This is a genomic window from Pseudomonas sp. R4-34-07, assembly GCF_003852375.1.
Lineage (GTDB): Bacteria > Pseudomonadota > Gammaproteobacteria > Pseudomonadales > Pseudomonadaceae > Aquipseudomonas.
On sequence record NZ_CP027760.1, the window covers coordinates 1,755,171 to 1,767,716 of the forward strand.

At 61.4% G+C, this 12,546-nt stretch carries 12 protein-coding genes; 6 read left to right on the plus strand and 6 right to left on the minus strand.

The window, feature by feature from the left end; translation table 11 throughout:
- Positions 1-45 precede the first annotated feature (45 nt).
- A complete protein-coding gene (locus tag C4J85_RS08025) occupies positions 46-996 on the minus strand; it encodes a LysR family transcriptional regulator (RefSeq protein WP_124409390.1) in 951 nt (316 codons plus the stop codon).
- Positions 997-1,104: 108 nt separating this feature from the next.
- Here C4J85_RS08025 and C4J85_RS08030 point away from each other — a divergent pair, with 108 nt between their 5' ends.
- Positions 1,105-1,854, plus strand: a complete 750-nt coding sequence (locus tag C4J85_RS08030) for a sulfite exporter TauE/SafE family protein (RefSeq protein ID WP_124403519.1) — start codon at positions 1,105-1,107, stop codon at positions 1,852-1,854.
- Here C4J85_RS08030 and C4J85_RS08035 read toward each other — a convergent pair.
- Positions 1,844-2,725, minus strand: coding sequence for a LysR family transcriptional regulator (locus C4J85_RS08035; protein WP_124366381.1), 882 nt, complete (start codon positions 2,723-2,725; stop codon positions 1,844-1,846). The two genes, C4J85_RS08030 and C4J85_RS08035, sit on opposite strands and share 11 nt — an antisense overlap.
- A gap of 70 nt (positions 2,726-2,795) precedes the next feature.
- Here C4J85_RS08035 and C4J85_RS08040 point away from each other — a divergent pair, with 70 nt between their 5' ends.
- The gene (locus C4J85_RS08040) at positions 2,796-3,002 is read left to right on the plus strand and encodes a DUF1127 domain-containing protein (RefSeq protein WP_256657887.1); all 207 of its coding nucleotides are present in this window, start codon (positions 2,796-2,798) and stop codon (positions 3,000-3,002) included.
- A gap of 45 nt (positions 3,003-3,047) precedes the next feature.
- On the plus strand, positions 3,048-4,277 hold the full coding sequence (locus C4J85_RS08045) for a winged helix-turn-helix domain-containing protein (protein WP_124366383.1): 1,230 nt from the start codon (positions 3,048-3,050) through the stop codon (positions 4,275-4,277).
- A gap of 99 nt (positions 4,278-4,376) precedes the next feature.
- On the opposite strand, the gene C4J85_RS08050 is transcribed toward C4J85_RS08045, so the two are convergent.
- Complete coding sequence (locus C4J85_RS08050; protein ID WP_124409392.1) at positions 4,377-5,723, minus strand: class II 3-deoxy-7-phosphoheptulonate synthase; 1,347 nt, start codon at positions 5,721-5,723, stop codon at positions 4,377-4,379.
- Between the two features lie 125 nt (positions 5,724-5,848).
- On the opposite strand from C4J85_RS08050, the gene C4J85_RS08055 reads away from it, so the two are divergent.
- Positions 5,849-6,604, plus strand: coding sequence for a spermidine synthase (locus tag C4J85_RS08055; RefSeq protein ID WP_124409393.1), 756 nt, complete (start codon positions 5,849-5,851; stop codon positions 6,602-6,604).
- A gap of 278 nt (positions 6,605-6,882) precedes the next feature.
- On the opposite strand, the gene C4J85_RS08060 is transcribed toward C4J85_RS08055, so the two are convergent.
- Positions 6,883-7,674 (minus strand): crotonase/enoyl-CoA hydratase family protein, encoded by a 792-nt coding sequence (locus C4J85_RS08060; protein WP_124409394.1) that lies wholly within the window; start codon positions 7,672-7,674, stop codon positions 6,883-6,885.
- A 423-nt stretch (positions 7,675-8,097) separates the two neighbouring features.
- Here C4J85_RS08060 and C4J85_RS08070 point away from each other — a divergent pair, with 423 nt between their 5' ends.
- Complete coding sequence (locus C4J85_RS08070; RefSeq protein ID WP_124409395.1) at positions 8,098-9,771, plus strand: DEAD/DEAH box helicase; 1,674 nt, start codon at positions 8,098-8,100, stop codon at positions 9,769-9,771.
- 89 nt (positions 9,772-9,860) lie between these two features.
- Here the strand turns inward: C4J85_RS08070 and C4J85_RS08075 are convergent, their stop codons facing one another.
- Complete coding sequence (locus C4J85_RS08075) at positions 9,861-10,628, minus strand: class III extradiol ring-cleavage dioxygenase (protein ID WP_124409396.1); 768 nt, start codon at positions 10,626-10,628, stop codon at positions 9,861-9,863.
- A gap of 103 nt (positions 10,629-10,731) precedes the next feature.
- Here C4J85_RS08075 and C4J85_RS08080 point away from each other — a divergent pair, with 103 nt between their 5' ends.
- On the plus strand, positions 10,732-11,388 hold the full coding sequence (locus C4J85_RS08080; protein ID WP_124409397.1) for a thiopurine S-methyltransferase: 657 nt from the start codon (positions 10,732-10,734) through the stop codon (positions 11,386-11,388).
- Between the two features lie 56 nt (positions 11,389-11,444).
- Here C4J85_RS08080 and htpX read toward each other — a convergent pair whose 3' ends face one another.
- Positions 11,445-12,332: a protease HtpX gene (gene htpX / locus C4J85_RS08085; RefSeq protein ID WP_124361920.1), complete on the minus strand. Its 888-nt coding sequence runs from the start codon at positions 12,330-12,332 to the stop codon at positions 11,445-11,447.
- Between the last annotated feature and the right edge of the window lie 214 nt (positions 12,333-12,546).

The following is a 12,546-nucleotide window of genomic DNA, read 5'->3' on the forward strand; positions in this document are numbered from 1 at the left end:
CTAGCGGGCAAATCTTTAATGCACCAGATAATTCTACCCGGACGGTCAGACCATGGTGCTTCGCAGGGCCAGATCCCAGGGTGGCACGGGGCTGAAACGGGACTTCAGGTATTCCAGCAGCAATCGGCTGCGCGCATTGGGTTGTTGTTCCAGGCGTAGCGCGTAAATGCCGGTGGTTTCCGGGCTGGGCAAGCCGTTTTCACAAAACAGGGGCAAGAGTTCACCGCGCACCAGGTATTCGCTGGCCAGCCATGTCGGCAGGTGCGCAATACCCAACCCTGCCAGGGCGCCGCTGAGCAGGGCTTCGGCGTTGTTGGCACTCATGCGGATACGGCGAGGGCGGTAGATGGCGCGGCGCCCGTCCAGTTCGAAGCGCCAGGCGAACATCGGCGCCAGCCCGTCCCAATCCAGGCCGTCATGTTCGCTCAGTTCCCGCGGGTGCGTCGGCGTACCGCGGCTTTTCAGGTAGCCCGGACTGGCGCAGGCGATGCGCACAATACTGGCGAGCGGCGTGGCGATCAGTCGGGTGTCGGCAATATGCCCGGCGCGCAGTACCAGGTCGACCTTGCCCAAATGCGCACCCTGCATATCAACAAAGCTGTCGATCAAATGCAGGTGCACATCCAGTCCAGGGTACACCTTCAGGAAATCTGCAATCACCGGCGCCAGGTGCCGTCGCCCGAAAGCCGCCGGTGCATCCATGCGGATCAGGCCTTCCGGCGCATGGCTCAACGACACGGCTTCGGCGCGCGCCAGTTGCAATTCACTCACAATCCGTCGCGCCCGCTCGGCAAAGGCCAGGCCAGCCGGGGTGGGCACCACGGCATGGGTGCTGCGCTGGAACAGGCGGCTGCCGACTGAGTTTTCCAGGCTGTCGATACGCCGCGCCACGGCCGAGGGGGTCAGCGGATGACGGCGTGCAGCGGCGGAAAAGCTGCCGGTTTCGAGTACATCGAGAAACAGGCCCAGTTGGTCGGTGAGGGTATTGGGATTCATCGGCTCATGCTTATGCGAGGTTGGCACAACCATTGTGCGTTGCTGTGCGTTTCCGTACCAGGGCCGACTGCGTAGCATGCAAGGCTTGGGATGACGGAGTAGCGAGCGGTGTTGGATTTAGCGATGTACCTGGTATTGGGTGCGGCCCTTGGCACAGTGGGCGGCTTGTTTGGCATTGGAGGCGGGCTGATTGCCATCCCCGTGCTGGGGGTGCTGTTCGGCCTGGACCAGCAGATCGCCCAAGGCACTGCGCTGGTCATGGTAGTCCCCAACGTGATGCTGGCCCTGTGGCGTTATCACCAGCGCAACCGCATCGAGCTGCGCCACGCCTTGCCGCTGGGTGTGATGGGCTTCAGCTTTGCCTGGCTAGGATCGATCTGGGCGGTAGGCCTGGATGCCGGTGCGATGCGGATTGGGTTTATCGTGTTTTTGGTGGTGCTGGCGGCCTATAACCTGTTGCGCATGTTCACCCGCAACGCACCGCCGACCGCGCACATGCGCTATTCCTGGCCCTGGTTGGGGGTACTCGGTGCAGCGTCGGGCGCCATGGGCGGGCTGTTTGGCGTGGGTGGCGCGGTGGTGGCCACGCCGGTGCTGACCAGTGTTTTCGGCACCACCCAGGTCGTCGCCCAAGGCTTATCCCTTGCGTTGGCGCTGCCCAGCACCGGAGTGACGCTGGTCACCTACGCCTGGCACCACCAGGTGGACTGGCTGATCGGCGTGCCGTTGGCGGTGGGCGGCCTGCTCAGTATCAGTTGGGGCGTGAAAGTCGCTCATGCGCTACCCGAGCGCGTATTGCGTGGCCTGTTCTGCGGCTTCCTGGTGGTGTGCGCGGTGATGCTGACCTTTAAAGTCTGAAGCCTTCGAGGATGTAGTCGGCCAGGCATTCGGTGATGGGCGACGTCATCTGCGGGTTGCGCAGCAAGCGCAGGTGCATCGACGGCAAGGGGGGGAAGCCTTCGTCGCTACCGAGTACGCGCAGGTCCTGGGGCACCAGGCTTTCCATGCTGATCATCGCCGCCAGGCCGGCACTGACGACTGCCAGGATCGCCGCGCCGTTGGAGCTGTGATAGGCCAGGCGATAATCCCTTCCGGCCGCATCCAGCGCCGCCCGGGCCCACTGCGTGTAAACACAGTCGTCGCCGGAAACCGCCAGCGGCAGGGCGTCATGCTCGTCCACGCAGAAACACGGCGAGGCGGCCCACACCATGCGCTCAGTGCGCAAGAATTCACCCAGATCATTGCCGGGCTCGCGGCTGATCACGGTCAATGCCAGGTCCCGGCGCTGCATCAGCACCATTGACGACTCGCAGTGCAGTTCGATCTGGATCAGCGGGTAAGCCTTGGAAAACTGCTTGAGGATGCCTGGCAGGAAGCGCATCACGTAATCGTCCGGCGTGCCGATGCGCACCAGGCCCACCATATGCGGCTCGCGCAGGGTGTTGAACACTTCGCTGTGCAATTTCAGGATGCGCCGCGCATAACCCAGCAACACTTGGCCCTCGGGGGTCAGCCGCACCTGACGGCCATCGCGTTCGAACAGCTTGCGCTGCAGCACGTCCTCTTCCAGGCGTTTCATCTGCATGCTCACCGCCGACTGGGTGCGGTTGACCAACTCGCCGGCCCGGGTAAAACCACCCTGATCGGCGATGGCGACGAAGGTGCGCAGCACTTCGGTGTCGATGCTGGGGTACGTGGACAATTGATCAATCTCCGAGATGTGTTTCATAAGAAACATTCGTTGGATTGATCATAAGCCCAGGCACACACTGGCGCCATCCCCACTGGAGGGCGAGAAGATGAAAGGTCAAACAGATGTTGAATTGATGGCAAAGTGGCCGCTTTCCGGGCTTCTTCATACGATTTCGCGTTGGCAGGCGCTGCATCGTGAACGCCAGATGCTGGCGGGCATGAGCGACGACGCGCTCAAGGATATCGGTCTTAACCGTATCGATGTGGAGCAGGAAATCCATCGGCATTTCTGGGAAGACCCGCTGCGAAAGTAACCGGGAATGCAGTAGGGTAGGACGCGCGTATTCGAGGAGCTACCCATGCCCGCCGTCCTGTCCTTTTCCCTCAAGCAAGCACGACGCATGGCGCTGGCAGCCCAGGGGTTTTCCGGGCGCCAGCCGCCGGCACAGATAAAAGCTGCGCACCTCAACCGTGTGATCGAGCGCCTCGGTGTGCTGCAGATCGATTCGGTCAATGCCGTGGTGCGCTCCCATTACCTGCCGCTGTTTTCTCGGCTGGGCCGTTATTCCCCCTTGATGCTCGAACAGGCTGCCTGGAGCCAGGGGCGGCAGCGCTCGCTGTTCGAATATTGGGGGCACGAAGCCTCGTTGCTGCCCATGGCGCTGTACCCAATGATGCGCTGGCGCATGGAGCGGGCCAAGCGGGGGCAGGGGATCTACGCGCAAATGGCGCGATTCGGGCGTGAGCAGCAGAGCACTGTCCAGCGCGTACTGCGCGCCGTCGAAGAGCAGGGCGCCTTGGGCGCGGGCAGTTTGTCGACCCGCGAGGTGCGTGCCGGGCCATGGTGGGATTGGAGCGACGAGAAGCACGCGTTGGAATGGCTGTTCGCGGCCGGCCTGGTCACCGTTGCCGGGCGGCGTGGCTTTGAACGCCTCTATGATTTGCCCGAACGGGTACTCCCCGCCGAAATCCTTCAAGCCAACCTGAACGAAGCCGAGGCTCAGCGGGGCTTGTTGTTGCACAGCGCAACCGCCCTGGGAGTGGCCACTGAAAAAGACCTGCGCGATTACTTTCGCCTCGCACCAGTCGACAGCCGCCAGCGCCTGGCCGAGCTGATCGAGGATGGGCAGCTGCTGAACTGCGAGGTGCAAGGCTGGAAGCAGCCGGCGTATTGCTTGCCGGCACCCAAAGTGCCACGCAACGTGCCGGCCAGCGCCTTGCTGTCGCCCTTTGATTCGTTGATCTGGGAGCGTGCCCGTACCGAGCGCCTGTTCGATTTCCGTTACCGGCTGGAAATTTACACCCCGCAACACAAGCGGGTGTACGGCTACTACGTGCTGCCGTTTTTGCACAACGAGCGGATCGCTGCGCGCGTCGATGTGCGCGCCGAACGGGCCAACGGCTGCCTGGCGGTGCATGCGGTGCACGAGGAAGAGCCGGGCCTGGATGACCAGGGGATGTCGGCGTTGGCGCTGAACCTGCGGCAGATGGCCGATTGGTTGGGGCTGCAACAGGTCGTGCTCAATTGCCAGCGGCCGAGCGCCGCGCGGTTACGGGTGGCAATGCTCGGCCTGGAGGCTGGTCTTTAGGGCGCCATCGGGGGCAAGCCCCCTCCCACATTTTGAAATGCATTCCAACCTGTGGGAGGGGGCTTGCCCCCGATGGCATCAGTCCAGGCGACAACGTCTTCAGCGTTTAACCTGTTTCAAGGTTTCGGCAATCAAAAACGCCAGTTCCAGCGACTGATCGGCATTCATCCGCGGGTCGCAGTGGGTGTGATAGCGGTCCGACAAGCCGTCCTCGGTGATCGGCCGTGCGCCGCCAATGCACTCGGTGACGTTCTGCCCGGTCATCTCGATATGAATGCCGCCGGCATAGCTGCCTTCAGCCTGGTGCACCTGGAAGAACTCTTTCACTTCGCCGAGGATCTGCGCAAAGTCGCGGGTCTTGTAGCCGCTGCTGGCCTTGATGGTGTTGCCATGCATCGGGTCGCAGCTCCACAGCACGTGCTTGCCTTCGCGCTGCACCGCGCGAATCAGGTTTGGCAGGTGGTCGCCGACCTTATTGGCGCCCATGCGTGCAATCAGGTTCAGGCGGCCGGGGTCGTTGTCCGGGTTGAGGATGTCGATCAGGCGGATCAGGTCGTCCGGGTTCATGCTCGGGCCGACCTTGACCCCGATCGGGTTGTTTACCCCGCGCAGGAACTCGACGTGGGCGCCATGCAGCTGACGGGTACGGTCGCCAATCCACAGCATGTGGGCCGAGCAGTCGTAGTAGTCGTTGGTCAGGCTGTCACGGCGCACGAAGGCTTCTTCATAGTTGAGCAGCAACGCTTCGTGAGCGGTGAAGAAGCTGGTCTCGCGCAGTTGCGGCGAATCGTCCATGCCGCAGGCGCGCATGAAGGCCAGGGTCTCGTCGATGCGGTCGGCCAGTTGGCTGTACTTTTCGGCCAGCGCGGAGTTGGCAATGAAGTCCAGGTTCCACTTGTGCACCTGGTGCAGGTCAGCGAAGCCACCCTGGGCAAACGCGCGCAGGAGGTTGAGGGTGGCGGTGGACTGGTGGTAGCTCTGCAACAGGCGGTCCGGGTCCGGGACGCGGCTCTTTTCGTCGAAGCCGATGCCATTGACGATATCGCCGCGGTAGGCGGGCAGGGTAACGCCGTCGATGGTTTCATCGTTGGACGAGCGCGGCTTGGCGAACTGGCCGGCCATGCGTCCGACTTTCACCACCGGGCAGCCCGCGGCGAAGGTCATGACGATCGCCATCTGCAGCAGCACCTTGAAGGTGTCGCGGATTTTCGCGGCGGAAAACTCGGCAAAGCTCTCGGCGCAGTCACCGCCTTGCAGCAGGAAGGCGCGACCCTGGGTGACTTCGGCAAACTGACGACGCAATTCGCGGGCTTCCCCGGCAAACACCAGCGGCGGGTAACTGGCCAGGCTCTGCTCCACTTGCAGCAGGTGCGCGGCATCCGGGTGCCGGGGTTGTTGCTGGATCGGCAGGGCACGCCAGCTGTCGGGGCTCCAGGGTTGGCTCATCATGCACTCGTTGGGTAGGTTGACGTTCGGGCGTCAATGTTAGCAGCAATTAGTGCGTGACCTGCTGCCGTCGCTTGGCCGACAATCGCGCACTTTGCCCCGCAGCCAACCCGTTAGGAGTAGTGATGAGCGAGGAGCGTGTCGAGCGCCTGCTGGCCGAAGTCCATGATGATTTCGGCATGATCCGTGTGTTGGAAGTGGCCGATTACCGTTTTCTCGAATTTGGCGATGCCATCGAGCAAAGCTGCGTATTCACCGCCGACCCGAGCTGGCTGGAGTACGATTACACCCGCGCGATGTTGGTCGGTGCGTTGTGTCATGAGCAGCCGGAGAGCGCGCTGTTCCTTGGCCTTGGCGCCGGCACGCTGACCCAGGCCTGCCTCAAGTTCCTGGCGCTTGAGGATGTCGAAGCCATCGAGCTGCGCCCCGACGTACCGCGCCTGGCGATTGAATATCTGGGCCTGGACGATGATCCACGCCTGTATATCCGTATCGGCGATGCCCTGGAGTTGCTCGACAGCGCCGAATCGGCCGACCTGATCTTCGTCGACCTGTACACCGACGTGGGGCCTGGCGTCGGTCACCTGGCCTGGACGTTCCTGGAGAACTGTCAGAAAAAGCTCAATCCCGGCGGTTGGCTGGTGATCAACCAGTGGGCCACCGATGATGGCAAGCCGCTGGGCGCGGCGTTGTTGCGCGGGTTGTATCACCGGCATTACTGGGAACTGCCGGTGAAGGAGGGCAACGTGATCCTGCTGGTGCCTTCGGAGCTGGATCAGGAGCTGGACCTGGAGGCGTTGTCCGCTCGCGCCGAGGCCTTGGCGCCGCGATTGGGTTATTCGTTGCAGGCGTTGATCAAGGTGATTCGGCCGGCGACCTAGGCGTCTGTTCTGGCGCTATCGGGGGCAAGCCCTAATGCCAGTCAGTTAAGAAGTAGAAAGGGTAAAAAATAACCTGTGGCGAGGGAGCTTGCTCCCGCTGGACTGCGCAGCAGTCCCATTTTTGGGGCCGCTTCGCGGCCCAGCGGGAGCAAGCTCCCTCGCCACAGGTACAGTGTTCGTCCTTAACTGACTGGCATTAGGGCAAGCCCCCTCCCACATTTGGAACGCATTTCAACTGTGGGAGGGGGCTTGCTCCCGATGAGGCCGGCACTGCCCACTCAAATACCCTTGAACACCCCAGGCCGCTTCTCGATCATCGCCCGTACGCCCTCCTTGGCGTCTTCGCTGTTCAGCAACTTGTTCACCATCGGCGGCAACGCGTCGGCCGCCACGGTCTCGCCTTCCTTGTGCGCCAATCGCGCCGACATCAACGTTGCCTGCACCCCAAGCGGCGCCTGGCGTGCGATGCGATTGGCCAGCTCGATGGCGCGGGGCAGCAGGTCTTCGCTGGCCATCACTTCCTGCACCAGGCCCAGGCGCAGGGCTTCATGGGCGTCGAACTCGTCGCCGGTCAGCAGCCAGCGCATCGCATTGCCCCAGCCGGCGATCTGATGAAAGCGTAATGTCGCACCGCCAAACGGAAAGATCCCACGCTGCACTTCCATCTGCGCAAAGCGCGTGTTGCTCGCGCAAAGATTGATATCCGCCGCCAGCATCAACTCGATGCCGAGGGTCAGGCAGTAGCCATGGGCGGCCACGATTACCGGTTTATTGACCCTGGGACCGGCGAATACGCCCCAGGGGTCGCAGCCGCCCAGGGGCGGTTGCCAACCTCCCGCCATGACGCCGCTGACATTGGCCAGGTCGAGCCCGGCGGTGAAGTGGTCGCCATGGGCAAACACCACGGCAACCCGCGCGTCAGGGTTTCGATCAAAATCGCCATAGGCCATGCTCAGTTCGTTGAGCAGGTCGAGGTCGAAAGCATTGCGCTTTGCCACTCGGTCCAGTCCCAGCAACAGGACATGGCCCTGGAGTTCACGGGTGACGCGGCTGGTGCTGGCTTGATTCATCGGGTGTGCCCTCGGGGCGCGGATAAGGTTTCAGACCAAGGGGCAGGCCTGGACAGGTGAACCGTTTAAGCGTGATGACCAACAGGGCCGGGCCTTTGCAAAATAGACCCTGGCGCAGTTATCTGCAAAGGCTGTGACGCAGCGCGGTTTATCGGTGCTTTGCGATAAAAAAAGCTCCCTTTTTCAGCTATTTCCGGTATAGTGCGCGCCGGCCTTTAACCGGGCCGCGTTTAGGTAGCGCAATTCCCCGAAGTCAGCTTCGGCTGCACGTCCGCACAGCGGACTCTTCCTTGACGAATCTTTTTCATTCATTCGTTTTCGCAAATCCCCGCCGACAAAGCAGCCAGGGCGACTCTTGAGTCTCAACACGGCATGCGCAGCTTTGGAGCATGGGTCTTTGCGGATGCACTTAGAGGCAGACCCATGACCCAGGAAACCGGCGGCTTCGCCGCTTTTAATCTTAATCCGAACATTCTCGCCGCCGTCATCGCGACTGGCTACGAAGAACCTTCGGCTATTCAGCAGCAATCGATCCCGATCATCATGGCCGGCCAGGACATGATTGGCCAGGCGCAGACCGGTACCGGTAAAACCGCCGCGTTCGCCCTGCCTATCCTGCACTGCATCGATCCTGCCAAGCGCGAACCGCAAGCCCTGATCCTGGCGCCAACCCGTGAGTTGGCGCTGCAAGTAGCAACCGCTTTCGAAACCTACGCCAAGCAAATGCCAGGTGTAACCGTTGTGGCCGTTTACGGCGGCGCGCCTATGGGCCCACAACTGAAAGCCATCCGTAACGGCGCACAGATCGTTGTCGCCACCCCGGGCCGTCTGTGCGACCACCTGCGTCGCGACGAGAAAGTCCTGTCGACCGTGAACCACCTGGTTCTCGACGAAGCCGACGAAATGTTGAAGCTGGGCTTCATGGATGATCTGGAAGTCATCTTCAAGGCACTGCCACCAACCCGTCAGACCGTGCTGTTCTCGGCCACCCTGCCGCAGTCGATCCGTGCCATTGCCGAACGCCACCTGCGCGATCCGCAACACGTGAAGATCCAGACCAAGACCCAGACCGTTACCGCGATCGAACAGGCTCACCTGTTGGTTCACGCTGACCAGAAGACCTCGGCTGTATTGAGCCTGCTGGAAGTCGAAGACTTCGACGCCTTGATCATGTTCGTGCGCACCAAGCAAGCGACCCTGGACCTGGCCAGTGCCCTGGAAGCCAAAGGCTACAAGGCCGCTGCGCTGAACGGTGACATCGCCCAGAACCAGCGTGAGCGCGTGATCGACTCCCTCAAGGATGGCCGCCTGGACATCGTTGTGGCGACCGACGTTGCCGCCCGTGGCCTCGACGTTCCACGTATCACCCACGTGTTCAACGTTGATATGCCGTACGACCCAGAGTCCTATGTTCACCGTATCGGCCGTACCGGCCGTGCCGGTCGCGAAGGTCGTGCCCTGCTGCTGGTAACGCCGCGTGAGCGCCGCATGCTGCAGGTCATCGAGCGTGTCACCGGCCAGAAAGTGGCCGAGGTTCGCCTTCCGGATGCCCAGGCCGTTCTCGATGCCCGCATCAAGAAACTGACCAACAGCCTGGCGCCACTGGTGGCTGACGCTGAATCGACCCACGGCGAACTGCTGGACCGCCTGACCGCCGATATCGGTTGCACCCCGCGTGCCCTGGCTGCAGCGTTGTTGCGCAAAGCCACCAACGGTCAGGCCCTGACCCTGGCAGCGATCGAGAAAGAACGCCCACTGGTACCGAACAACGCGCCACGCGGTGATCGTCCAGAGCGTACCGGCGACCGTCCGGACCGTGGTGATCGTGAGCGTCGTGCTCCGGTTCCATTGGCTGAAGGCCGTGCTCGTTGCCGTACTGCGCTGGGCGCGCGTGACGGTATCGCTGCCAAGAACCTGCTGGGCGCTATCCTCAACGAGGGTGGCCTGGCACGTGAAGCCATCGGTCGTATCCAGGTCCGTGACAGCTTCTCCCTGGTGGAGCTGCCGGAAGACGGTCTGGAAAAACTGCTGACCAAGCTCAAAGACACACGCGTGGCCGGCAAGCAGTTGAAGCTGCGTCGCTACCGCGAAGATTGATCCGCCCTTGGGCTGATTGATCGCACATAAAAAATCCCCGACTGGTTCGGGGATTTTTTTTGCCTGGGATTTCAGGCAGTGCACCTGTGTCAGCCAAAGCGATAGATGTCCATGCCCAAGGCGCCGAGGGTGAAGCCCTGATGCGCCACGCTGAAATCACCGCCGGCACCTCGCGCAAAGTAAAGCGGCAACAAATGCTCGTCGCTGGGGTGGCTGCGCACTGCATGGGGCGCCAGGAGGCGATAGTCATGCAAGGCTGTTTCGTCACCGGCAGCGAGTTTTTCGACCACCCAGTCGCGAAAGGCTTGCGCCCATGGCGTGATGGTTTCCGGCCCGGCGCGCCAGTCCAGCTCACCGAGATTATGGGTGATGCTGCCGGAGCCGATCAGTAGCACACCTTGGTCGCGCAGACTGCAGAGGGCATGTCCAACCCGGGTTTGAAAAGCCGGACCCATGCGGCTTGGCAGGGAGACTTGCACCACCGGAATATCCGCCGCCGGGTACATCAGCGACAGGGGCACCCAGGTACCATGGTCGAAGGGCCGTTGGTTGTCGACCTGTGCAGTCAGGCCGTCAGCCTGCAATAGCTCGGCAATTTCATTCGCCAGCCGTGGATCACCCGGCGCAGGGTATTGCACCGCAAACAGTTCGCGAGGGAAGCCGCCGAAGTCATGCCAGGTTTCGGGCGCGGCGCTGCCACTGACCAGCAGTCCGTGGCTTTCCCAATGCGCCGATACCACCACAATCGCCTTGGGCCGTGGCAGCGCGGCTGCCAGAGCCTGCAGCGCCGGGCTGCTGGCACCGGGTTGCAGAGCCAGCATCGGGGAGCCATGGGAGATAAACAGGCTGGGGAGCATAAGAAGATTCCTGAAGATTAATATCGGGCTATCTTCATTCAGATCATTAATCCAGATCTAATATAAGATTTAGTATCTTTTGATCGATTTTTCGGGGTGATGCATGGACGCAAAAATTTGGCAGGAACGCTGGGCAACCAATCAGATCGGTTTTCATCAGGCCGACGTTAATCCTAACTTGCAGCGGCATTGGTCAACGTTGGCCCTGGTCGATGGTGCCAGGGTTTTCGTGCCTTTGTGTGGCAAAAGCCTGGACATGAAGTGGTTGGCGGATCGCGGGCATCGCGTGATGGGTGTGGAGGTGTCGGATAAAGCCGTTGAGGCATTCTTCAGCGAACAGGGACTTACGCCGCAGATCGATCAGAGAGGCGTGTTCAAGGTGTATCAGGCGGGCCTGATCGAAGTGTGGTGCGGTGACTTCTTCGCCCTTGACGCAAGTGCTGTGGCTGATTGCGTGGCGTTGTATGACCGTGCGGCACTGATCGCCTTGCCGCAGCCAATGCGCTCGCGATACACCGAGCATCTCGATAACCTGCTGACCCCCGCCTGTGAGGGGCTGTTGATCACTGTCGACTACGACCAGGCGCAAAGGGCTGGCCCGCCCTTCGCTGTCCCGGATGAGGAAGTGCAGTCGCTGCTGGGCCCGCACTGGAATGTGGTCACGCTGCAAGAGCGGGACATTTTGAGTGAAAGCAGCAAATTCAAGGCGGATGGTGTTACTCGGCTTGATGAGCGTGTTTATCGGCTGACCAGGCGGTAAATCACGCCCACGAAAAAGGGGCGATTCAATCGCCCCTTTTTTGTATTGCCGGGTTATCAGCCGCGACGACGCAATGCGTCAATCCGCTCTTCCAGTGGTGGGTGGCTCATGAACAGGCGAGCCAGGCCCTGCTTGACGCCACCGTTGATGCCGAAGGCGGTCAGGCTGTCCGGCATATGCACCGGCAGGCCTTGTTCGGAGCGCAGGCGTTGCAGTGCGCCAATCATCGCGCTGGTGCCCGCCAGGCGCGCGCCGGCTTCGTCTGCGCGGAACTCACGTTTACGCGAGAACCACATTACGATGGCGCTTGCCAGGAAGCCCAGGACCAGCTCGGCGAAGATGGTTGCCACGAAGTAGGCGATACCGCGGCCTTCTTCGTTCTTGAAGATCACCTTGTCGACGAAGTTACCGATGATTCGCGCAAAGAACATCACGAAGGTGTTCACCACGCCCTGGACCAGCGCCAGGGTGACCATGTCGCCATTGGCCACGTGGCCGATCTCGTGGGCCAGCACCGCCTTGACTTCGTCGGGCGAAAAACGCTCCAGGAGCCCCTGGCTGACAGCGACCAGCGCGTCGTTCTTGTTCCAGCCGGTGGCGAAGGCGTTGGCCTCATAAGCAGGGAAAATCCCCACCTCGGGCATTTTGATGCCTGCTTCTTGAGACAACTGCTCCACGGTTTGCATCAGCCATTGTTCATGGCGAGTGCGTGGTTGAGTGATGATCTGGGTGCTGGTGCTCATTTTCGCCATCCACTTGGAGATGAACAGCGAGAACAGCGAACCGGCAAAACCGAAGACCGCACAGAAAATCAGCAGCTGATTGAGGTTCAGATCAACCCCGTTGGCCGCCATGAACCCGTCGAAGCCAAAAAGGCTCAGGGTGACGCTGGCAATCAGTACGACCGCCAGGTTAGTGGCCAAGAACAGCAGGATGCGCATCATGGTTGTAGAATTCTCCTCATGCTTAATATGTCGCTTACTGCGGGGTATATAAGGTGCGGCATGGGGTGATTCAACCGGGCGACTATTTCAAACTGTGTCCTACAGCGAAAATGTAGCGCCTTGAAGGGATTTTCCCACAACAATTAGCCTTGCCGGTTCGCCGCCAAGCGTGTCGCACCCCCGTTAACGCTAGGGTAGGGCGCCTGGCGCGGTG

Excerpts from the sequence above, each read along its gene's own strand:
- C4J85_RS08025 (WP_124409390.1), bottom strand. The coding sequence starts at position 996 with ATGAATCCCAATACCCTCACCGACCAACTGGGCCTGTTTCTCGATGTA.
- C4J85_RS08035 (WP_124366381.1), bottom strand. The coding sequence starts at position 2,725 with ATGAAACACATCTCGGAGATTGATCAATTGTCCACGTACCCCAGCATC.
- C4J85_RS08040 (WP_256657887.1), top strand. The coding sequence starts at position 2,796 with ATGAAAGGTCAAACAGATGTTGAATTGATGGCAAAGTGGCCGCTTTCC.
- C4J85_RS08045 (WP_124366383.1), top strand. The coding sequence starts at position 3,048 with ATGCCCGCCGTCCTGTCCTTTTCCCTCAAGCAAGCACGACGCATGGCG.
- C4J85_RS08050 (WP_124409392.1), bottom strand. The coding sequence starts at position 5,723 with ATGAGCCAACCCTGGAGCCCCGACAGCTGGCGTGCCCTGCCGATCCAG.
- C4J85_RS08055 (WP_124409393.1), top strand. The coding sequence starts at position 5,849 with ATGAGCGAGGAGCGTGTCGAGCGCCTGCTGGCCGAAGTCCATGATGAT.
- C4J85_RS08060 (WP_124409394.1), bottom strand. The coding sequence starts at position 7,674 with ATGAATCAAGCCAGCACCAGCCGCGTCACCCGTGAACTCCAGGGCCAT.
- C4J85_RS08070 (WP_124409395.1), top strand. The coding sequence starts at position 8,098 with ATGACCCAGGAAACCGGCGGCTTCGCCGCTTTTAATCTTAATCCGAAC.
- C4J85_RS08075 (WP_124409396.1), bottom strand. The coding sequence starts at position 10,628 with ATGCTCCCCAGCCTGTTTATCTCCCATGGCTCCCCGATGCTGGCTCTG.
- C4J85_RS08080 (WP_124409397.1), top strand. The coding sequence starts at position 10,732 with ATGGACGCAAAAATTTGGCAGGAACGCTGGGCAACCAATCAGATCGGT.
- htpX (WP_124361920.1), bottom strand. The coding sequence starts at position 12,332 with ATGATGCGCATCCTGCTGTTCTTGGCCACTAACCTGGCGGTCGTACTG.